18 protein-coding genes are annotated in these 20,511 nt (G+C 64.8%); 12 read left to right on the top strand and 6 right to left on the bottom strand.

Annotated features, from left to right (window positions below; translation table 11 throughout):
- Position 1 precedes the first annotated feature (1 nt).
- The 6 genes from M3I54_RS04810 to M3I54_RS04785 all read left to right on the top strand — a co-directional run bounded on the left by M3I54_RS04810 (position 2) and on the right by M3I54_RS04785 (position 6,461).
- On the top strand, positions 2 to 1,648 hold the full coding sequence (locus M3I54_RS04810; protein ID WP_254333477.1) for a proton-conducting transporter membrane subunit: 1,647 nt from the start codon (positions 2 to 4) through the stop codon (positions 1,646 to 1,648).
- Positions 1,649 to 1,718: 70 nt separating this feature from the next.
- On the top strand, positions 1,719 to 3,185 hold the full coding sequence (locus M3I54_RS04805; protein ID WP_254333475.1) for an efflux transporter outer membrane subunit: 1,467 nt from the start codon (positions 1,719 to 1,721) through the stop codon (positions 3,183 to 3,185).
- Positions 3,186 to 3,287: 102 nt separating this feature from the next.
- Complete coding sequence (locus M3I54_RS04800) at positions 3,288 to 4,142, top strand: patatin-like phospholipase family protein (protein WP_254333473.1); 855 nt, start codon at positions 3,288 to 3,290, stop codon at positions 4,140 to 4,142.
- Positions 4,117 to 4,719: a hypothetical protein gene (locus M3I54_RS04795; RefSeq protein ID WP_254333470.1), complete on the top strand. Its 603-nt coding sequence runs from the start codon at positions 4,117 to 4,119 to the stop codon at positions 4,717 to 4,719. Before M3I54_RS04800 ends, M3I54_RS04795 begins: the two co-directional genes overlap by 26 nt.
- A 51-nt stretch (positions 4,720 to 4,770) precedes the next feature.
- Positions 4,771 to 5,223 carry a MarR family winged helix-turn-helix transcriptional regulator gene (locus tag M3I54_RS04790; RefSeq protein ID WP_254333468.1) on the top strand — a complete coding sequence of 151 codons (453 nt, stop codon included), beginning with the start codon at positions 4,771 to 4,773 and terminating at the stop codon, positions 5,221 to 5,223.
- A gap of 14 nt (positions 5,224 to 5,237) precedes the next feature.
- Positions 5,238 to 6,461, top strand: coding sequence for an MFS transporter (locus M3I54_RS04785; RefSeq protein ID WP_254333466.1), 1,224 nt, complete (start codon positions 5,238 to 5,240; stop codon positions 6,459 to 6,461).
- A 22-nt stretch (positions 6,462 to 6,483) separates the two neighbouring features.
- Here the strand turns inward: M3I54_RS04785 and M3I54_RS04780 are convergent, their stop codons facing one another.
- Positions 6,484 to 7,839 carry an MFS transporter gene (locus M3I54_RS04780; protein WP_254333464.1) on the bottom strand — a complete coding sequence of 452 codons (1,356 nt, stop codon included), beginning with the start codon at positions 7,837 to 7,839 and terminating at the stop codon, positions 6,484 to 6,486.
- Between the two features lie 418 nt (positions 7,840 to 8,257).
- On the opposite strand from M3I54_RS04780, the gene M3I54_RS04775 reads away from it, so the two are divergent.
- A complete protein-coding gene (locus tag M3I54_RS04775) occupies positions 8,258 to 9,817 on the top strand; it encodes a methyl-accepting chemotaxis protein (protein WP_254333462.1) in 1,560 nt (519 codons plus the stop codon).
- A gap of 53 nt (positions 9,818 to 9,870) precedes the next feature.
- Positions 9,871 to 10,968 (top strand): beta-propeller fold lactonase family protein, encoded by a 1,098-nt coding sequence (locus M3I54_RS04770; RefSeq protein ID WP_254333460.1) that lies wholly within the window; start codon positions 9,871 to 9,873, stop codon positions 10,966 to 10,968.
- 25 nt (positions 10,969 to 10,993) lie between these two features.
- On the opposite strand, the gene M3I54_RS04765 is transcribed toward M3I54_RS04770, so the two are convergent.
- From M3I54_RS04765 to M3I54_RS04750, 4 genes are all read right to left on the bottom strand, one after another.
- Positions 10,994 to 11,920: an MFS transporter gene (locus tag M3I54_RS04765; RefSeq protein ID WP_254333457.1), complete on the bottom strand. Its 927-nt coding sequence runs from the start codon at positions 11,918 to 11,920 to the stop codon at positions 10,994 to 10,996.
- Positions 11,921 to 12,054: 134 nt separating this feature from the next.
- A complete protein-coding gene (locus M3I54_RS04760; RefSeq protein ID WP_254333455.1) occupies positions 12,055 to 13,269 on the bottom strand; it encodes an MFS transporter in 1,215 nt (404 codons plus the stop codon).
- Positions 13,266 to 14,057, bottom strand: coding sequence for a DeoR/GlpR family DNA-binding transcription regulator (locus M3I54_RS04755; RefSeq protein ID WP_254333453.1), 792 nt, complete (start codon positions 14,055 to 14,057; stop codon positions 13,266 to 13,268). The genes M3I54_RS04760 and M3I54_RS04755 overlap by 4 nt, the downstream gene beginning before the upstream one ends.
- Positions 14,058 to 14,175: 118 nt before the next feature.
- The gene (locus M3I54_RS04750) at positions 14,176 to 15,210 is read right to left on the bottom strand and encodes a LacI family DNA-binding transcriptional regulator (RefSeq protein WP_254333452.1); all 1,035 of its coding nucleotides are present in this window, start codon (positions 15,208 to 15,210) and stop codon (positions 14,176 to 14,178) included.
- 251 nt (positions 15,211 to 15,461) lie between these two features.
- On the opposite strand from M3I54_RS04750, the gene M3I54_RS04745 reads away from it, so the two are divergent.
- From M3I54_RS04745 to M3I54_RS04730, 4 genes are read left to right on the top strand one after another with little or no spacing between them, the layout of a single operon-like run.
- Positions 15,462 to 16,520 (top strand): fatty acid desaturase, encoded by a 1,059-nt coding sequence (locus M3I54_RS04745; protein ID WP_254333451.1) that lies wholly within the window; start codon positions 15,462 to 15,464, stop codon positions 16,518 to 16,520.
- A gap of 51 nt (positions 16,521 to 16,571) precedes the next feature.
- Entirely contained in the window at positions 16,572 to 16,895 is a 324-nt protein-coding gene (locus M3I54_RS04740) for a non-heme iron oxygenase ferredoxin subunit (RefSeq protein ID WP_254333450.1), read from the top strand.
- 55 nt (positions 16,896 to 16,950) lie between these two features.
- Positions 16,951 to 17,985, top strand: coding sequence for a sugar ABC transporter substrate-binding protein (locus tag M3I54_RS04735; RefSeq protein ID WP_375542091.1), 1,035 nt, complete (start codon positions 16,951 to 16,953; stop codon positions 17,983 to 17,985).
- A gap of 17 nt (positions 17,986 to 18,002) precedes the next feature.
- Positions 18,003 to 19,250 (top strand): NAD(P)/FAD-dependent oxidoreductase, encoded by a 1,248-nt coding sequence (locus M3I54_RS04730; protein WP_254333449.1) that lies wholly within the window; start codon positions 18,003 to 18,005, stop codon positions 19,248 to 19,250.
- Between the two features lie 100 nt (positions 19,251 to 19,350).
- Here M3I54_RS04730 and M3I54_RS04725 read toward each other — a convergent pair whose 3' ends face one another.
- Positions 19,351 to 20,481: a patatin-like phospholipase family protein gene (locus tag M3I54_RS04725; protein ID WP_254333448.1), complete on the bottom strand. Its 1,131-nt coding sequence runs from the start codon at positions 20,479 to 20,481 to the stop codon at positions 19,351 to 19,353.
- Positions 20,482 to 20,511: the final 30 nt, after the last annotated feature.

Below are 20,511 nucleotides of genomic sequence, written 5' to 3'. Positions count from 1 at the left end.
CTTGTCCCAGAGTCTGCTGGCCACAGCCGTTGGCTTGCCGTTGCTGATGCTGCTGCTTTGTGCGTCGGCGAATATTCGCAGGCGCTTGCCCTCATGGTTCGCGATCGCTCCGCTGCCCGCGTTGGCGGCGGCCGTCGGCGCTAGCCCGAGCGAAATGTTCATGCTCGGCAACAGCCGTTTCGCCCTGCGTTTCGCAATCGATATGCCGGGCGCGCTGTTGCTCGGCACGGCGGCGCTGTTGTGGCTCTTCGCCGGCATCTACGCCGCGCGCTTTGTTCGCGACCAGGAAGTCGAAGGCGACGGCGTCGCTGGATTCATCGTCTGCTGGTTCATGGCGATGACCGGCAGCGTAGGCGTGTTCCTGGCGGCGGATCTGATCGGCTTCTATCTGATGCTGGCGGTGTTGAGCGTCGGCGCCAGCGGGTTGGTGCTCCAGGGGGCGGCGCCCGATGCGCGATATGCGGGTGGCCTCTATCTGGGCATTGCCCTGCTGGCCGAAGCGTTCGTGCTGGGCGCGCTGATCCTGCTGGCACAGGCCGCGCCCGGCGGCAGCCTGCTGATTCGTGATGCGGCAGCGGCCTTGCCGGGGTCGCCCTGGCGCGACACCACGCTGCTCTTGCTGCTCGTTGGCCTCGGCATGAAGGCCGGGCTGGTGCCGCTGCACTTCTGGATGCCATATGCCTATCGCGCGGCGCAAGTTCCTGCGGCGGCGGTGATGAGCGGCGCGGTGGTCAAGGCCAGCGTGATCGCATTGGTTCGCTTTCTGCCATTCACGCTCAACGACGCGTGGCCGCGCTTCGGCATCCCGCTGGCGGCGCTGGGCATGTTGGGGGCGTTCTACGGCGTGGCGATTGGCATCACGCAGTCTCAGCCGAAGGTCGTGCTCGCCTACTCGAGCGTCAGCCAGATGGGATTTCTGATGGCGGTGATCGGCATGGGGCTGGCCGCAGGAGACCCCGCTACCGTCGTGGCGGCCGCCTACTATGCCGCGCACCATCTGCTGGTGAAAGGCACGCTGTTTCTGGCCGTCGGCGTGGTCGCGCTGACGGGCGCCGGATCGCTGCGCTGGGTTCTGGCGCCTACGGCAGTTATCGCGCTCGGGCTGGGCGGCTTGCCGTTGACAGGCGGCGCACTGGCCAAATACGCAGCCAAGGATCTGCTGGGCGGGGATCTCGCAGGCTCGTTGGCCGTGGCGTCTTCCGTCGCGACGACACTGCTGATGCTTCATTTCGTGCGCTGTCTGAGTGCCACCGCAGCGGCGGATCGCAATGCCAGCGCTCCAGCACCGATCACAGTCGCATGGCTGGCCATGGTGCTGGCCTCGCTGATCGGGCCGTGGGTGTTGTATCTGCATATCCCTGTTGGCACGCTGCCTGAGGCGCTCGCGCCCGCGGCGTTGTGGTCGGCGCTTTGGCCTGTCCTCGCTGGCGCGGCGCTGGCCATTGGCTGGGATCGATGGAGGAAGAACGTCCCCCCCGTACCGGTAGGGGATGTGGGCGTGATCCTGCGCGAGCTCCAGCGGGCCGCAGCGGCGGCAGGGCGGTTCGCTCAGTGTACGGATGCATTCGTGCGGGGATGGTCCGTGTCGTGTCTGACGCTGTTGCTCGCAGCGCTGCTGTTCGGTGGCCTGCTGGCCCTGGCGGCCTGATGTGTGTGTCGCAAGCGACTGCGGCGCGTGCGCATACCGTGCGCGGTCGAAGCAGAACCTGGAGTTCGTCATGAGAAGGCTGACGCGTGCTGCACTATTTGCCGCCGCTACCAGTTGCCTGGCCGGCTGCATTACCGTGGGACCCGATTACAGTCGCCCCGAAGTCGAGGTGCCGGCAACGTGGCGAATCGACTTGCCACAGGCTGAAGAGGTCGTGAACACGGCATGGTGGGAGCAGTTCGACGATCCGGTGCTGAACGACCTGATTCAATCCGCGCTGCAGGGCAATCTGGACGTGCGCATCGCGGCGGCGCGCGTCGACCAGTTCATCGGCGTGCTACGCTCCGCGCGCTCACAGGGCCTTCCGCAGATCGGCTACGGCGCCAGCGTGAGCCGCAACCGGGCCAGCCAGGTCGGCATGCCACCGCTGCCACCCACGCTCGACCCCGTATTCAATCTCTATCAGGGCATGCTGTCCGCCTCATGGCAAATCGATTTGTTCGGGCGGGTAAGGCGCCTGACCGAAGCCGCACAGGCGCAGGTCTATGCCAGCGAACAGGCTCAGCGGGGCGTCGTGCTTTCGCTCGTGACAGGCGTGGCGACCAGCTACATCACGCTGCGCGGGCTCGACCGGCAACTTGAAGTCGCGCGGGCCACTGCGAGCAATTTCGGGGAAACACTGCGCATATTCGAGCTGCGCTACCGGGACGGCCTCGTTTCGCAGACGGAGCTTTCGCAGGTGCGCTCCCAGTACAAGCTGGCGCAAACCGCGATCCCGGCCATCGAGCAGCAGATTGACATCGTGGAAAACGGCATCTCCATTCTGCTCGGGCGCAATCCTGGGCCGATTCCGCGAGGCAAGTCGGTGAGCGAGCTCGCGCTTCCTGTGATTCCGGCGGATCTGCCTTCAACACTGCTCGAGCGGCGTCCCGATATTTTGCAGGCCGAACAGAATCTGGTCGCGGCGAACGCGAATGTAGGCGCCGCCCGCGCACTTTACTATCCGACGATCTCGCTGACGGGGGCGCTTGGCTCGGTCAGCACCGCGTTCGGCGACTTCCTTTCCGGCCCGGCACAGGTCTGGTCGCTCGCGGCGGGGCTGACCGGACCGATCTTCACGTCGGGCGCCATCGGTGGTCAGGTGCAGTCGGCCGAGGCACAAAAGAGCCAGGCCGAACTGGTTTACAGGCAGACGGTGCTGGGTGCGTTCGGCGATGCCGACAATGCGCTCGTCAGCTCGCAGAAGACCATCGAGCAGGCCGAGCTTCAACAGCAGCGCGTAGATGCATTGCGTGAATATGCGAGATTTTCGCGGCTCAAGTTCGAAGACGGTCTCATCGGCTATCTCGAAGTGCTGGTTTCCGAAAACGACCTGTTCTCAGCGGAGCTTGCCCTCGCGAGCTTGCAGGCCGCGCGCTACAACCAGGTGATCGGTGTGTATCAGGCAATGGGCGGCGGCTGGGTAGATATCGCTGATTCGCGTACGCCCGTGTCCCTGAGCGCCGAGCGAAAGGGCGTTGCCCCGCAGGGAAGGTGATATCACGCTGGCCTTAAGGACATCGTCGTGCGTTCATGGAAGGACTCCATAGTACTTTCGGTCACACTGTTGATACTGCTTGGCGGATGTGCGACGCGGCCCGTGAACCCACCGATCATTCGATACGACCCGCAACAGCTGAGCCCGTTTGACCGGCTGGACGGAAACAGGGGCGGCCGGCAGGATATGGTCATTCTGGCCTTCTCTGGCGGCGGCATGCGCGCGGCCGCATTTTCATACGGAACACTGGAGACACTGCCGCGCATCGAAGTGACGACCACGTCGGGCAAGAAAGTCCGCTTGCTCGACGAGGTGGACCTGATCACCGGTGTTTCCGGAGGCAGCTTTACTGCGCTCGCGTACGGGCTTTACGGCGAGCATCTGTTCGACTTCTATGAGGATCGCTTTCTCAAGCGCAATGTGCAGGGGCAACTCATTGCCCGGATCCTCAATCCTGCGAACTGGCCCGCACTGGCTTCCGCGCGCTGGAGCCGCTCCGAGATTGCGGCGAAGCTGTATGACGAAGTCCTGTTCAACAATGCGACATTCGCCGAACTCGAGGACAAGGGCGGTCCGATGATCGCAGTCAGCGCAACAGAACTGACGACGGGATCGCGTATCGTGTTTCTCCAGCAAAACTTCGATGTCATGTGCGCGGATCTCGGGCCAGTCAAGCTTTCGCGTGCGGCGGCGGCATCCTCTGCGGTGCCGGTCGCTCTGGCTCCGATTACGATCAACAACTACGGCGGCACGTGTGGTTACGAGGAACCCGAGTGGAGCCATGCGCTTGCCCAATCCGACAGGGCGCAGAGATCCGCGAGTCGCATCCTCAATCGACTGGCGGACTTGCGCGAAATTGTCGACGCGCAGCAGAACCCGTATTTCCACCTTGTAGATGGCGGGGTATCCGACAATCTCGGGCTTAAGGGGCGTGCTCGACTTCATCGGCACATTTGAGGCGCTCCACGAAGCCGGTCAGCCCGCGCCGCTCGACAACGTTCGCAGATTGATTATCTTCGTGGTGAACGCGGCCTCGTCGCCGTCGACTAGCTGGAATCTCTCGGAGCGTCCACCGGGCACGATCAGGACACTCGTGCGGGCGGTCGGCGTGCCGATCGACCGGTTCTCCAGCGAATCAGTCGAGTTATTGCAGGACATCAAGGCACGATGGGCCTTATTGCGCAAGATCCGCAATTCCGAGGCATTCAAGGATAGCAAGGACCCAGCACTGGCCGAGGCTGTGGACGCGCCCGATACCGATATCTATGTGGTCGACGTGTCGTTTGACGCGCTGGCCGACAACGTCGAGCGGAACTACCTCAATCAATTGCCGACATCGCTTGCGTTACCGGATGCAGCGATCGATCGCCTGCGCAGTGCCGCAAGCGCGATCATCCTGGACTCGCCGGAATTCCAGGCCGCAGTCAAGAGCGGAGGTGCCCGTATTGTTGAGCAGCCCGACGCCGTAAAGGCCAAATCGGACTTCGTACACGCCCATTGTCGCTCGACCCCGCAGGACGGCGATTGCCCCTGAGATGTGAAGGTTATCTTTGCAGTTTACCTTCGCATCTTCTAGAATGCGGGGATGACCGATCGCGCCAAAACTCATCCTCCCGACCTTGCCGCGGCGCTTGCCGGCGACCTGCGCGCGCTGGTCGGGCAACTGCGCCGCCGCTTTCGCGAGCAGGCGATCCTCGGCGACTTCACGCCTTCCCAGATGGCCGTGCTGCAGCGGCTCGAACGCGAGGGGCCGTCCACGGTCTCGAGCCTCGCGCGCGCGGAAGGGATGCGCCCGCAGTCCATGGGCACGCTCATCGCGCCGCTCGAGGCGGCGGGCCATATCAGCGGCGCACCGGACCCCAATGACGGGCGCCAAACGCTCTGGTCGCTCACTCGCGCCTTTCGCGAGTGGCTCAAGCAAGGACGGGCGGCGCGTCAGGACTGGCTCTCGCGCAAGATAGAGATGCGCCTTTCCGGCGCGGAGCAACAGCAGCTAGCCGCCGCAGTCGAACTGCTCAAGCGGCTCGTGGCCGACTAAGGCGAGGCGGTCACATGGGCGCTCCAGCATCCGGATTCTTTCGTTCGCTCAGGACTTACAACTATCGCGTGTGGTCGGCGGGCGCACTCGTCTCGAACGTCGGCACGTGGATGCAGCGCACAGCGCAAGACTGGCTCGTCCTCACCGGGCTCACGCATCACAGCGCGGCGGCGGTCGGTATCGTGATGGGCTTGCAGTTCGGCCCGCAAATGCTGTTCATGCCGTGGTCGGGTTTCGCCGCCGACCACTTCGACCAGCGCAAGCTGCTCATGGTCACGCAGGCGCTGCTCGGCGCGCTTGCCATTGCACTGGGCGTGCTCACGGCAACGGGGCTCGTGCAGCTTTGGCACGTATACGTGTTCGCGTTCCTGTTCGGCTGCACGACGGCATTCGATGCGCCGGTGCGGCAAACCTTCGTCTCGGAACTGGTGGGCGACGCCGATCTCTCCAACGCCGTCGCGCTCAATTCCACCTCGTTCAACGCCGCGCGCATGATTGGGCCGGCCGTTGCGGGACTCGTCATTGCATCGGTGGGCGTGGGCTGGGCCTTCCTGCTCAACGGCCTTTCGTTCGTCGCCGTCCTGATCTCGCTCACGCGCTTGCGCGTGGACGAGCTGCGTTCGGCGAGGCGTGTGCAACCTGCGAAGGGCGGTATTGCCGCGGGGTTCCACTACGTGTGGGCACGCCCGGACCTGCGGGCCATTCTCGTCATGCTGTTTTTGATCGGCACCTTCGGGCTGAACTTTCCGATCTTTATCTCGACGATGGCCGTGAACGTCTTTCACGCCGACGCGGGTCGCTACGGACTCCTTTCCTCCATGATGGCGGTGGGCACCATGAGCGGCGCCTTCTTCGGGGCGGGGCGCAGCCATCCGCGTTTCGTCTCGCTGCTGTTCGCGGCGGCGGCGTTCGGGGTGGGATGCGTGCTGGCGTCCGTTGCGCCGGGCTACTGGTGGTTCGGCGGCGCGCTCGTAATGATCGGCATCGCGGCGCTCACGTTCACCACCGAAACCAACAGTCTCATGCAGCTTTCCACCGAGCCTGGCATGCGTGGCCGCGTGCTGGCGATCCGTCTGGCAGTAGCGCTGGGCGGCACGCCCATCGGCGCGCCGATCGTGGGGTGGATAGCCGACCATTGGGGGCCGCGCTGGGCGTTGCTGGTGGGCGCGGCTTCCGGCTTCGCGGCGGCTATCGTCGCGGCCCGCACGCTAGCGCGGCGGGCCCACGAGAAGTCATAGCGCGCCGCACGATCACGCACAATCAGGCAGCCTTCAACTCCACGCGCTTGATGTCCTTCACGATCACGAGATAGCTGATCACCGTAACGAGCGCGTTGATGCCGACAAAAGCGAGCGCGCCGTTGAACGAGCCAGTCTCCGCCACGAGATAGCCGATCACGATCGGCGTGACGATGCCGGCCACATTGCCGAACATGTTGAAGATCGAGCCCGACAGTCCGATGGCTTCGCGCGGCGCGGTATCGGCGATCACGGCCCAGCCGAGTGCGCCCAGGCCCTTGCCGAAGAACGCGAGCGACATGAGCGCGACCACGATCCAGTCGCTGTTCACGTAGTTGCAGCCGACGATGCACGACGACAGCACCATGCCGCCGACGATCGGCACCTTGCGCGCCATGGTCAGGGAGCGGCCGGAGCGGATCAGGGCGTCCGAAGCGACGCCGCCCAGCACCCCGCCCAGGAAGCCGCAGATAGCCGGCAGCGAAGCGATCAGCCCCGCCTTCAGGATGGTCATGTGGCGCGCCTGCACGAGGTAGATCGGGAACCACGTGAGGAAGAAGTACGTGAGCACGTTGATGCAATACTGCGCGAGATAGATGCCCAGCAGCATGCGGTTGCCGAGCAGCTGGCGGATGACCGCCCAGTTCGCGCCCTTGCGTTCTTTACGCTCTGCACGCGCTGCGCGTTGATGCCCGTTCACGATGCCGCCGCCCGCCTCGATGTATTCGAGTTCCTGCTGGTTCACGCCCGGATGATCGGCCGGATTCTTCATGAACCTGATCCACGCGAAGGCGAGCACGAGACCGCCCAAGCCCATCACGATATAGACGTGATGCCAGCCATACGCATGCGTGAGCCACGCCATGAGCGGCGTGAACACCACGGCCGCGAAATACTGAGCTGAATTGAAAATAGCCGAGGCCGTGCCGCGCTCGCTGGCCGGGAACCAGCTCGCCACCACTTTCGCGTTGGCGGGGAAGGCGGGCGCTTCGGCCGCGCCCATTGCGAAGCGCAGTGCGAAGAGGCCCGCAATCGCGGCGCCCGCGCTGCCGAGCAGACCAATCGAGCTTTGCAGCAGCGTGAAGAGCGACCACAGGAAGATGCTGCCCGCGTACACGCGGCGCGCGCCGAAACGGTCGAGCACCCAGCCCGCGGGCACCTGCGCGAGCACATAGGCCCAGCTGAACGCCGAGAAGATGTAGCCCATGTGGATGGCGTCGAGACCGAACTCGGTGCGCATGGCCGAACCCGTGACCGAGAGCGTGGCGCGGTCCGCGTAGTTGAGCGTGGTGATGATGAAGATCAGCGAGAGGATCAGGTAGCGCACCCTGGTGCGCCTGGCGACATCGGACTGCGTGGCGGTGCGGCTCAACGACATGTGGATCGACCTCTCTCGTGCGCGAGATTCAGACCGCCTGGGTCACGATGCGGCCTGAATCTGTTGTCTCCAGACGGCGCGCCTCGTGCGCGCCGCATCTACTTACGCAAGAACGCGCCTGACTCGCGTCAAGCGCGTTCCGTTTGCGGACTTGATCCGCTGCTTGTTCAGCCAGTTGTCATCAAGTTGTTTGACATCGTGGCTGGTTGTCAGAGCCAATCGTACAACGCTACGGAAGCCAAAGCAACCGGACCGTGCGGCTCCTGAGTCGAGATCAGGGTTAACTCGAATTTCAGAATAGCCGCGCGACTGTGGGATGATGCGGACAAGTTGTTGGACAACATGGCGGGCGTACCCTCAAGACTCCGGCGTTTCAGCCGTAAAGAAGAACACCATGGAAACCGGGGATTGAAGCAACATGCGCAACACGACGGTACGAGCCAGCCTCCTTGCAGTGCTGGTGATCTTTGGCGTGATGATCCTGATTGGCGGCTTCGCGGGCGTGCTTTCGCTCAGGGAGTCGAACGCCAGCGCCCAACGCCTGCACGAAATCGCGCGCCAGACCATTCTGGTCAACGACGCCTACAAGGACACCACGCGCACGCGCTCGGCGCTCGTGCGCGGCTATAGCGCGCTCAAGGAGCGTAACGACACGGCCACGCGCGACTCCGCGCTGAAGAGCGCGGCGCATAGCTTCGAGCTTTCGACGAGCGAGACGCAGGCCTTCGCCAACGCCCCGGCGTTCGACGGCATGGACGCTGACCTCAAGCGTCAGTTGCTCGAGTCGGCTGCGCAACTCTCGAACACGCTCACGCGCGCGACCGACGCGCTGCGTAACGGTGACACAGCGGCTTACGTGGCGCTCAACGACACCGACATCACCGCCGCGGGCGCAGCCTATTCCGTGAACGTGGAGAAGTTCCAGAAGCTCGCCAGTGCACTCGCCGAGGCAACGCTCGAAGACGGCAACGCGCGCTACGCATGGATCGTCACGCTCGTGGTCGTGGGCGTGGCCATTGCGCTGGCGCTTGTCGTCGTCACGCATTTCGCCTTGCAGCGCATCGTGTCGCGCCCGCTGGCCGAAGCCGCGGCGGTGCTCGACCGCATCGCTTCGAACGATCTCACCGTGCGCGTGCCCGAAGCGGGCCGTAACGAAATCGGCCTGCTGTTCGCGGCAATGCGCCGGATGCAGGCGGGGCTCTCGCGCACCGTGGCCGGCGTGCGCGACAGTTGCGATGCGATTCACACGGCCGCGCGCGAGATCGCTGCGGGCAATCTCGATCTGTCGAGCCGCACCGAAGAGCAGTCCGCGTCGCTCGAAGAAACCGCCGCGAGCATGGAAGAGCTCACCTCGACCGTGAAGCAGAACTCCGCGAACGCATCCGAGGCCAGCACGCTCGCCACGGGTGCGGCCGATCTCGCGCAGCGCGGCGGCGACGTGGTGGGACGCGCCGTGCAGACCATGCAGGACATCAGCGCCAGTTCGCAGAAGATTGCCGAGATCACGAGCATGATCGACAGCATCGCGTTCCAGACCAATATTCTTGCGCTCAACGCCGCCGTGGAATCGGCGCGCGCGGGCGAGCAGGGACGTGGCTTCGCCGTGGTCGCGGGTGAGGTGCGCACGCTCGCGCAACGCAGCGCGGGCGCCGCGCGCGAGATCAAGGAACTGATTGGCGCCTCGATGGAAGACGTGCGCAACGGCAACGCGCTCGTCGCGCAGGCAGGCGAGGCGATGAACGAGATCGTCAACTCGGTGCGCAACGTCGCCACCATCATGGCCGAGATCACCACGGCCACCGCCGAGCAGAGCACGGGCATTCAGCAGGTGGGCATGGCCGTGAGCCAGATGGATCAGGTCACGCAGCAGAACGCCGCGCTCGTGGAGCAGGCGGCCGCCGCCGCGAGCGCGCTGGAGCACCAGGCGCAATCGATGAAGGAAGCGGTTTCGGTGTTTCGCGTTGGCGCGCTTGCGTGAAGACTGAAACGCGCGAGACCATTCAATATAACTAACAAACCTGAAAGGACGACATGAAGAAGAAGGCAATGGTGCGTAGCGTGGTGGGCGCCGTTTTGGGGCTCGCGGCATCGGTGGCCGTGCATGCGGCCAGCTACGTGTATGTGTCGAATGCCGACAGCCAGGACATATCGGTGTTTCGCCTCGATGCGCAAAACGGCGCGCTGGCCGCGGTCGAGACCGTGCCGGTGGGCGGCACGGTGATGCCGATGGCGTTCTCGCCCGACCATCACCACCTGTATGCGGCGCTGCGCTCGAAGCCGTATCGCGTGGTGAGCTTCGCCGTGAATCCGCTCGATGGCCGTCTCGTCGAACTCGGCCGCGCGCCGCTCGCGGAGAGCATGGCCTATGTTTCCACCGACGGCACGGGGCGCTATCTGCTTTCCGCTTCGTACGGCGGCAATCTGCTGGCGGTGAACCGCATCGGCGAGAACGGCGTGGCGGGCGACACGCTGCAAACCGTGAAGACGGGCCCGATGGCGCACATCATTCGCACCTCGCCGGACAACCGCTACGCGTTCGCCTCGGTGCTCGGCGCCGACGCATGGCTGCGCCTGAAGTTCGACGCCTCGACAGGCGCGCTCACCGAAGACGCGAAGCCCGCCTGGTCGCTGCCCAAGGATTCCGGCCCGCGCCACTTCCAGTTTTCGCCGGACCAGCGCTTCGTCTATCTGATCGACGAACTCGACGGCAAGCTGCACGTGCTCGCCTTCAACGCGGCGAACGACACGGTCAAGCCGATCCAGACGATCTCGATCCTGCCCGCCGGCTTCTCCGGCGACAAGCCGTGGGGCGCCGACGTGCACCTCACACCCGATGGCCGCCACCTGTATATCTCGGAGCGCACGTCGAGCACGCTGGGCGCGTACCGCGTGAACCAGGAAACGGGCAAGCTCACGCGCATCGGCACGTATGCCACCGAGAAGCAGCCGCGCGGCTTCAATATCGATCCTTCGGGCCAGTATCTGTTTGCCGTCGGCCAGCTCTCGCCCACGCTGAGCGCTTACCGCATCGATGCGAAGAGCGGTGCGCTGCATGAGCTTGGCAAGTACCCGGTGGGCAAGGGTGCGAACTGGATTGAAGTGGTGGATTTCGACGGTTCGAATGACTAAGCAATAGGGGGCGACTTCGGTCGCCTTACTCCTGCGGGTTCTCAGCCGCGAAGCGCATTGCCTTCGCGTTGCGCGGTTCGGCTCGCGCTGCTTCGAGACCTTCGATCGAGCGCAGCCGCGCGGGCGCCGAGAACACGATGATCGCGAGCTGAACGGCGAAACCGCACGCGGCGCCCACGAGGCAACTGGTCATGCCAAGGCGCGTGCTCAGGAACGCGCCGAGCAGGGCGCCGAGTGGGCGCGCGCCGAACGTCGCCATCATGATGACCGACGAGACGCGCGCGATCAGTTCGCGAGGCGTGACGATGAACTGCACGCCGTCGAAGAGTTCGCGTGCGAGCGCGCGACGCGAACGCGGACGCGGCGCCTCGGCGGGCAGGCGCGCGAGAAACCATGCGCTGGCGAGCGACAGGGCGAACGCCGCGAGAAACGCGAACACGCCCGACGCCCAGCCCGCAAAAATACCGCCCACGGAAGGCCCCGCCGTATAGGCGATGCTGCGCGCGATTTCGAGCCGACGGTTGGCGGCGAGCAGGTCGCCCGTTTCGACCATCGCCGCGACGAGCGAGGGCGCGCTCACGCTGAAAACCACGGTGCCGGTCGCGATGGCGACGCCCAGGGAGCCGAGCGTGTAGAGCGAAAGCACGCGCGCATGGAACAACGCGAACAGCACGAAGAGGGCGGCGGCACGCAGCAGTTCGGTTGCGATCATGAGCGGCTTGCGCCGGCCGCGATCGGCAACGAGGCCGGCGGGCAGCGAGAGCAGCAGGAAGGGCAGCGTGTTGATGGCCTGGAGCGAGGCGCTTTGCTGCGCAGTCGCGCCTAATGCCACCACGGCGACGATTGGGATGACCGCAATGGCCATCTGCTCGCTGAATTGCGCGGCGAGACTCGCGTGCGAAAGATTGACGACGACACGCTGTGGCGTGGCGTTTCCTGATGTGATGCCCATTGTCGATGTCCCGAAGAGCGATCCGGTGTGGGCCGGATGCGATGGTTTGAGCTTCGGGATCGAGTCTACGTAGCGTGATTGGGCGGAGATATCCGGATCTTGTGGTGATATTCGATGCGCCGAGCGAGCGCAGGTCACTCCGCCTCGATACGATCCGCGTCGCGCGTATCTCTGCGCACCGGCGCATGCGTTGCCGATTCGCCGCGCGACGCATCGACATCGCGAACCGCACGACTACCCGCAAAGCACACCGCGAGCGTGGCGAGCGCCAGCACACAAAGCGCGAACTGCAAGCCAACGAGCCCCGCGCCAAAGCCAATGATCGGCGGCCCCACGAGAAAGCCCGCATAACCCGCGGTAGCCGCCATCGAAACGCCGGTAACGGGCGGATCGGTCGTGCGCCCGGCCGCGCTGAAGATCACCGGCACCACATTGGCAAGCCCAATGCCGACGCAGATGAATCCCGCCACCGCCGTAGCGAGCGCTGGCGCGGCGAGCACAGCCGCAAGGCCCGCAGCCGAAAGCAGGCCGCCCAGCGCGACCACGCGCACCGCGCCCAGCCGCCGCACGAACGCGTCGCCCACCACGCGGCATGCCGCCATGGCAAACGCGAACGCCGTATAGCCGATGCCCGCGCTATCCGCATGAGCGGGCAATGCGGTTCGCAGGTACACGGCGCTCCAGTCGGCGATGGCGCCCTCGGTCATCATGCAAAGGAACGCGAGCGCGGCGAGCTTCACGACGCCCGCCTGCGGCAACGCGAAGCCGCCGCCCGACGCAGCCACCGGGCGCGTGCCTACGTCGCGCAGCGAGAACAGCGCCGCACCGACGATCAGCACGGCGATGGGAATAGCGGGCAGCGCGAGACCGCTTGGCACACCGAATCCTGCTTTCTGCAGCACCGTGCCAACGGCTGCGCCCGCAAGGCCCCCCGCGCTCCAGGCCGCGTGGAACGACGACATGATCGGCGCGTTCCACACTTTTTCGATCGCGCTGGCATGGCCGTTCATGGAAACGTCGAGCGCGCCATTGAGCGCGCCGAGCAGCAGCAACGCGGCACACAGCAGCGCCGCGTTGGGCGCGAGCGCGGGCATTGGAAACGCGGCGACGAACAGCACGCCGAGCAGGGCGGTCGCGCGGCCGCTGCCGAACTTCGGCGCGAGACGCCCCGCAAGCGGCATGGCGACGATGGCGCCCAGCGCGAAGGCAAAGAGCGCGACGCCGAGCAGGGAGTCGCCAAGGAGCAGTTTGTCTTTCACGCGCGGTACCTCGACAGCCCACGCGCCAATGCCGAAGCCGTTCGCCAGAAAGACCGCCGTGGTGGCGTAGCGTTCGCGCAGGGGCCTCATCGCGCCACCGTCACGTCGCCGCATACGGCTTTCAGTTGCTTCAGATGGAGTTTCGGTACGTCGGCATCGACGATCAGATAGTCGAGCGAAGCGCACGGTGCGATGACGTAGGGCGCGGCTGTCATGAGTTTTTCGGTGGTGACCGCGGCCGCGATCTGGCCGCTTGCTGCGACCATCGCGCGTTTCATTTCGGCATCCTCGGCATCGAAGGCTGCGATCCCTTCGGAAGGATCGAGCGCGCATGCGCCTAGAAAGCAGAGGTCGGCCTTGAGCTGCTGAATTTGCACGAGCGCCGTCGCGCCGAGCGCGCCCGCGGCCTGCGCGCTCACGCGGCCGCCGATCAGAATGACTTCGATGCCCGGGCGCTCGAGCAGGCGCACGCAGGCCTGCGGCGAAGTGGTGACGACCGTGAGGCCGGCGTGTTCGGGCAGTGCCGCCGCGATCTCGACGTTCGTGGAACCCGCGTCGAGCAGGATCACCTGATTGGGCTTGACGAGCGCAGCGGCGGCGCGCGCAAGGCGCGCCTTGGCCGGCAGTTGCTCGCGCATGCGCACGGACGCGGGCTTGTTGGCGGGCGAGGTGAGCAGCGCTCCGCCATACACGCGCTTGCAGTGGCCCGCCTCGGCCAGGTCGCGCAAATGCCGGCGGATCGTGTGCTCCGAGGTGTCGAGCTGCGCGGCGAGTTCGGCGGCCAGCACGCGGCCCTCGGCGCGCAGTTTTTCGAGGATCAGGCGCTCGCGCTCGTCGGGGAGCAGGCCTTCACTGGCCTCCTGGCGTGTTCGTTGCATGGGTTTCGGCTCCCGCTTGCTCGCTGGCTTGCTCGTTGAACCGAGCAAAAACGAGCATAAAGTATCGTAAACGGGCGGTGCATGCAACCGATAGCGCAATGTTCGGGGCGCGGTCGCTTCAGGGAAGGGAATAGCGCGAATACGTCTCGATCGGCACGAGCGCCTGCGCAGGCGGCGTGCCGCCTGCCGCCGCGTTGCGCATCTGTTCGACGGCCGTGCGCAGCAGCAGACGCAAATCTTGCGAGAGCAGATAGTCGATCACGTCCGCGCGCAACAGCGGCTCCGTCACGGCGTTCACCTCATGCGTCACATAGAGCGTGCGGCCCGCAAGGCCGCGCTCGCGCAGCGCCGCCGCGAGCCCTTCGTTGCCGCCCGCCACGTTGTAGATGCCGTCGAGCGCGCCATGCATTTCCATGCAGCGCCGCGTGGCCTCGTAGGTCGCCGGACCCGAGTCGGCGCCCTTGATCACTTCGACGACGTTCACGTGGGGAAAGCGCTGGCGCAACAGTGAACGAAAGCCGATCTCGCGGTCTTCGTGACAGGTGTACGAGAACGTTGCGACCACAACGGCCACGGACGGCGAGGGCCGTCCCTCCAGGTGCCGGCCAACGAGGAACGCGGCCGACTGGCCCGCGGCGCGGTTGTTCACGCCCACGTAGGTGTGGCGCGCATCGGCGTCGACGTCGGTGATGAGCGTCACCACGCCAAGGCCCCGCGCCATGCATTCGCGCAGCGCCGCTGTAATGGGCGGTGTGTTCGTGCAGATGATGCCGATGGCGTCGGCAGCCCCGTGCGCAGCCTCGCGCACGCGCAGCGCGACGTCCTCGTCGCTGGCGCCCACGCAATTGACCCCCTCGAGCGTCACGCCCGCCACGGCGAACTCGGCTTCGAGGCTTGCTGCCGTGCGCGTGAGTTCCGCGGTGAAGGCGTCGCCCGCCTGGAGGAGCAGGCGCACGCGCAGCGCATTGGACGAGGTACGCAATGCCGTGGGCAGCGCGTGGTCGTCGCTTGCGCCCAGTTGTCTGAGCGCCGCTTCCACGGCGCTGCGCGTGCGCGGGTGCACGCCGGGCCGGTCGTTGAGCGCACGGTCGATGGTCGCGCGGCTTAGCTGCGTGAGTTCCATTAACTGCTTCAGCGTGGGGCGGCTCTTCATCGAGGCTCCGCAGCAAGTGAGTACGATCGCATTTTGCCTCAAAATGAGTCTTTCGACGCGCATATTTGAATTTTATCTCCACGTGGAGAACGTTTTCAGGCGCTGACGTTTTAGGGGAATACCCTTTAATGCTCAAAATGAGTCATTTGAGCCTTTGACGATGGCTCATTTAGAGCCTGTAATTCGACTCAAGGATGAGCGAACTCAAAGCGGCTCATCAGCGTTCAACGTCATGCACGGGAGTTCGATTCATGTCCGCACAGCAAGGCTCGCCACAGGTCATCACGATGGACGATTGGTACCGTTGTCCGCTCGACCGCAAGGTGCTCAAGGAGGTTACGCGGCGCAACGACCGGGTTGCCCTGAGGTATTTCGGCGGCTTCATGGCGCTTGTGCTCGCCACCGGCGCGCTCGCCTGGCTTTCGTTGGGCACGCTCTGGTGCATGCCGGCCTTTCTGCTGTACGGCACGATCTACGCGTTCGCCGAGGCGATGGAGCACGAGCTGCGTCACCGCACGCCGTTCAGGAGCGAGTGGCTCAACGAGTCCGTGCACTGGGTCATCTGCTTCATGACCTGGCGCGAGCAGATCTATAGCCGCTGGTCGCATGCGCAGCATCACACCTATACGCACCTCACGGCCACGGTGCCCGCCGACGCTGAAATCGCCGTCAAGCGGCCGCCCAATTACCTCAAGCTCGCCACCGACTTCCTGCGCGTTTCACATGGCATTCATCATCTCGGCAACATCGTGCTGCATAGCCTCGGCATGGTGACGAGGAGCGCGAAGGCCGTCGTGCCGGTGGTCGAATACCGGGCGATGCGCCGCAATTCGCGGGTCATTCTCGCGCTCTACGTGGGTATTGGTGTGTGGGCCTTCGTCGCGCATAGCTGGCTGCCGGTAGTGTTCCTGCTGCTGCCCCGCGCATACGGCGCCTGGCTGCATGAACTGCTGGCCATTACGCAGCACACCGGCCTGCGCGAGAACGAACTCGATCACCGCTTCTCGACCCGCACGCTGCGCCTGAACCCCGTGCTGCAGTTCCTCTACTGGAACATGAACTATCACGTCGAGCACCATATGTTCCCCAACGTGCCGTTTCATGCGCTGCCCAAGCTGCGCAAAGCAATCGAAGCCGACTTGCCGCCTGCTTATGACGGTCTCTTCGACGCGTGGGCCGAGATCCTGCACGTGTTGCGCACGCAGCGCCACGACCCGGACTACATGATCACACCGCAGGTGCCCGGCAAGACCGCGGGCGTGAAGCACGAGATCGCGGGTGCGAATGTCTTTGCCGCCGATACGCAATGACGCCTGGACTACCCGCCAATTGTTCGAAAGATGAAGCTGGAGGAGGCGACCATGAACATTCTTCAATGGCACGAGGTGTGCGCGAGCGACGAACTCGAAGAAGAGGACGTGATGGAGTTCGAGCACGAAGGCGAGCTTTACGCGATCTATCACACGCCCACGGGCTACTACGCTTCCGCGGGGGTCTGCACACACGAAACGGCGCGCCTCGCGCAAGGTCTTGTGTTCGGCGACATCATCGAATGTCCGATGCATATGGGGCGTTTCCACATTCCCTCGGGCGCGGCCAAGGGGGCGCCGGTCTGCGTGAATCTCGCCACGCACCCGGTCAGGGTGGAGGGTGGAACGATCTATCTCGGGCTCACCGCTGAATGATTCGGCATACGAATCTTTGAATCACCACGATAACGATGCAACTTTGGAGACAGCCGTGAATGTTCCTTTCCTGAAGGTGTTGCCGCTGGCGGCTACGGTGTTCGCACTCGCGCTGAGTCCTGCGGCGCACGCGGACCCCGTCGCGCATTTCGACTTCATTTCGCACGCGCCCGATTCGGATGCGTGGTGGAACACCGTAAAGAACGGCATCAAGCAGGCGGATCAGGACTTCAATGTTCAGACCGATTACCGTAATCCGCCCAATGGCGATATCGCCGACATGGTGCAACTCGTGAATCAGGCGGCGGCGCGCAACTACGACGGCGTGGTCACGACCATTGCGGATTTCGATCTGCTCAAGGGCGCCGTGTCGCGTCTGAAAGCGAAGAACATTCCCTTCATCACCGCGAATACGGGCACTGAGCAGCAAAGTGCCGAGCTTGGCGCGCTCATGCACGTGGGCCAGCCCGAATATCTCGCGGGCAAGGCGGCGGGGTTGCGCGCGAAGGCGGACGGCGTGAAGACGTTCCTGTGTGTGAATCATTACGCCACGAATCCGCTCTCGTTCGAACGCTGTCGCGGCTTCGCCGACGCCATCGGCGCAAACATGAAGACCTCGGTGCTCGATGCGGGCACCGATCCCACGGGCATAGAATCGAAGGTCAGTGCGTATCTGCGCAACCACCCGGACACGCAGGCCGTGCTCACGCTCGGTCCGACCTCGGCCGATCCGACGATACGCGCGGTGAAGAGCCTCGGACTTGCGGGCAAGATCTGGTTTGCGACCTTCGATATCGACTCGGACGTCGCGAAGGGCATCAAGGACGGCACGATCAAGTTCTGCACCGATCAGCAGCCGTACTTGCAGGGTTATATTCCGGTTGCCCTGCTGGCGATCATGCATCAGAACCACAACAACGATGTGCTGCAGGCGCGCACCGCACTCGAGCAGAACCCGAAATTCCAGCAGCGGCTGAAGGACTATGGGCTCAAGCCCGTGTATGAGGCACGCAATATCAGCTCCGGGCCGGGCTTCATCACGCCGCAGAATATTCAGCAGGTGTCTGCGCTCGCGGGGCAGTATCGTTGAGCGCGCAAGGAGTCAGCATGAGTGCGGGCGATGCCATGGTGGTGATTGGCGGCGGCCAGAGCGGTGCACGCGCCGTGCAGGTGCTTCGCGAAGGCGGCTGGGAAGGCGCGATTACGCTGATCGCCGACGAAGCCGCACAACCGTACGAGCGGCCGCCGCTTTCCAAGGCGGTGCTGCTGGGCGAGCGCACGCCGGAACAGGGCGCGATACACCGCGAGGCGTTTTATCGCGAGCAGGGTGTCGATCTGCGCAGCGGCTGCGCCGTGAGCGCGATCGATTGCGCCGCGCACACGGCGACGCTCGCGAACGGCGAGACGCTTGCCTACCGTCGCCTGCTGATCGCGACCGGTGCCGAGCCTCGCCGCATGAGTGTGCCCGGTGCGGATCTCGCGGGCGTGCACGTGTTGCGCAATGCCGGCGACGCGCTCGCCATCGCGGGCGAACTCGGACCGGGGCGCCGCATTGCGGTGGTCGGCGCGGGCTTCATCGGGCTCGAAGTCGCGGCCTCGGCCGTGCAGCGCGGTTGCGAAGTCGTCGTGCTCGAAGCCGCACCGCGCGCGTTGATGCGCGCGGTGCCCGCGGAGGTGGCGCAGTGCCTCGTGGACCTTCATCGCGAGCGCGGCGTGGACGTGCGCTTCGACGTGCAGGTGAAGCGCTTCGAGGGCGAAGGGCGCGTCAATGCCGTTGTGCCCGGCGACGGAACCGTCGTGCCTTGCGATGCGGTCGTGGTCGGCATTGGCGTGTCGCCGCGTGTGGCGCTCGCACAGGAGGCGGGTCTCGCGATCGACAACGGCATTGCCGTCGATCCCATGCTGCGTACCAGCGACCCGGATATCTACGCAGCGGGCGACGTGTGTTCGTTCGTGCATCCGCTGTACGGGCGGCGCATTCGTCTTGAATGCTGGCGCAACGCCGAGGATCAGGCGCGCGTGGCAGCGCTCAACATGCTAGGCCACGACGAGGCGCACAGCGCCGTGCCGTGGTTCTGGTCCGATCAATACGACATGACGATCCAGATCGCGGGCTTGCCCGCGTTCGGCTCGACCAGGGCCGTGCGTGCAACGGGCACGGCATCGAAGGTGTTCTTCGCGTTCGACGAAGCAGGCGTGCTGGTGGGCGCGAGCGGCGTGGGGCAGACAGGCGAAATCGCCCGAGACGTGCGCATTGCGCAGGAACTGATTGCGCGCCGTGCGCGGATCGAACCCGAGCGTCTTGCGGACAGCGCGACCAAACTCAAATCGCTGCTCGCTGCAGGCGCGCACTGAACGACCGGATCGATCAGCTCGGCCGGTGGCTCCACCCGCCGGCTTTTTTCCACTGTGGTTCGAGTGGGGCGATATGGGCTTCATGCCCTATCGCTTTCTTTTATTCTTCGTCCGCGCTGTAGACGCTGAGTCCTTCTATCGGGTCCATCGGTGCTTCCCAGGGTCTCGCTTCGATCGCGCGCATGGCGGCCTCGTAGCCCGCGCGCCGGCGCGCGGCAATGCCCGACGGTGTGAAGTCGATGTCCTTCAACTGGTCGTCGCCGTCGAGTCGTGGCGCCGCAAGCTTGATGAGCCGCATGGTGGTCTCGCAGCCCCAGGCCGCTAGCTGCTGCACATCGATTGTGTCGCGTTCGGCCTCGGGCACGCGCTTCGCCAGTTCGCGGATCACGTGGCGCAAGCGGTGTATCTGCTGCTGGCGCGCGATATGGCTTTCCGTGCGGCTCGCGTACTGAATATCCTTTTGCCGCTCTGCGATCTGCCAGATGCTTTCCGGTTCCGGGCCCGCGGGATTCCACACCTGCACCGAGAAGATGACCGAACTGTTCCGCGGCTTGTCGTCCAGCACGACCTCGACCGGCGTATTGGAATAGATGCCGCCGTCCCAGTACGGCTCACCGTCGATGCGCACCGCCGGGAACGCGGGCGGCAGCGCACCCGAGCTCATGATGTGCTCGACGTTCAGGCGCTGGTCGCGCGAATCGAAATAGTGCATCGCACCCGTGCGTGCGTTCACCGCGCCCACGGTGAGGCGCGGGTGCCCGGCGTTCAGCAATTCGAAGTCAACCAGTGAAATGAGCGTGTCGCGCAGTGGTGCGATCTTGTAGTAAGACGCGCGATCTACACCCAGGCGCGCGAGCGGACCGAACCACGACGCCGGGTTGGGCTGAAAGAACCCCGCAATGCCGCCGCCGATGATCATCAGTTTTGCAAACGTCTTGTCCCAGCCGGGCGCGAAGCCGGGCCATGCTGCCGCCACGTCGAGGCGGGTGCGGTCGGTGACGCGATGCCAGAATTCGTCCAGGCGCTCGAAGCGGTGCTCCGGTGCGTTTCCGGCGATCAACGCAGCGTTGATGGCGCCAATGGAGGTGCCGATCACCCAGTCCACATGGATGCCGGCTTCGTACAGCGCCTCATAAACGCCGAGTTGATAGGCGCCCAACGCGCCGCCACCCTGCAACACGAGTACGACTTGCCCTGGCAATGCCAGGTTTGCCGGCTGCTTCGCTGTCATCGATCGCCTCGCTGATTTGCTCTACCGACG

This window comes from Paraburkholderia sp. CNPSo 3274 (assembly GCF_024206475.1).
GTDB lineage: Bacteria > Pseudomonadota > Gammaproteobacteria > Burkholderiales > Burkholderiaceae > Paraburkholderia.
The sequence above is the reverse complement of the archived record's forward strand: the minus strand, read 5'-3'. Positions and strand labels throughout refer to the sequence as shown.

Coding starts and splice junctions, on each gene's coding strand:
- M3I54_RS04745 (WP_254333451.1), top strand. CDS start 15,462: ATGTCCGCACAGCAAGGCTCGCCACAGGTCATCACGATGGACGATTGG.
- M3I54_RS04765 (WP_254333457.1), bottom strand. CDS start 11,920: ATGGGCATCACATCAGGAAACGCCACGCCACAGCGTGTCGTCGTCAAT.
- M3I54_RS04770 (WP_254333460.1), top strand. CDS start 9,871: ATGAAGAAGAAGGCAATGGTGCGTAGCGTGGTGGGCGCCGTTTTGGGG.
- M3I54_RS04780 (WP_254333464.1), bottom strand. CDS start 7,839: ATGTCGTTGAGCCGCACCGCCACGCAGTCCGATGTCGCCAGGCGCACC.
- M3I54_RS04725 (WP_254333448.1), bottom strand. CDS start 20,481: ATGACAGCGAAGCAGCCGGCAAACCTGGCATTGCCAGGGCAAGTCGTA.
- M3I54_RS04805 (WP_254333475.1), top strand. CDS start 1,719: ATGAGAAGGCTGACGCGTGCTGCACTATTTGCCGCCGCTACCAGTTGC.
- M3I54_RS04740 (WP_254333450.1), top strand. CDS start 16,572: ATGAACATTCTTCAATGGCACGAGGTGTGCGCGAGCGACGAACTCGAA.
- M3I54_RS04750 (WP_254333452.1), bottom strand. CDS start 15,210: ATGAAGAGCCGCCCCACGCTGAAGCAGTTAATGGAACTCACGCAGCTA.
- M3I54_RS04790 (WP_254333468.1), top strand. CDS start 4,771: ATGACCGATCGCGCCAAAACTCATCCTCCCGACCTTGCCGCGGCGCTT.
- M3I54_RS04755 (WP_254333453.1), bottom strand. CDS start 14,057: ATGCAACGAACACGCCAGGAGGCCAGTGAAGGCCTGCTCCCCGACGAG.
- M3I54_RS04730 (WP_254333449.1), top strand. CDS start 18,003: ATGAGTGCGGGCGATGCCATGGTGGTGATTGGCGGCGGCCAGAGCGGT.
- M3I54_RS04775 (WP_254333462.1), top strand. CDS start 8,258: ATGCGCAACACGACGGTACGAGCCAGCCTCCTTGCAGTGCTGGTGATC.
- M3I54_RS04760 (WP_254333455.1), bottom strand. CDS start 13,269: ATGAGGCCCCTGCGCGAACGCTACGCCACCACGGCGGTCTTTCTGGCG.
- M3I54_RS04785 (WP_254333466.1), top strand. CDS start 5,238: ATGGGCGCTCCAGCATCCGGATTCTTTCGTTCGCTCAGGACTTACAAC.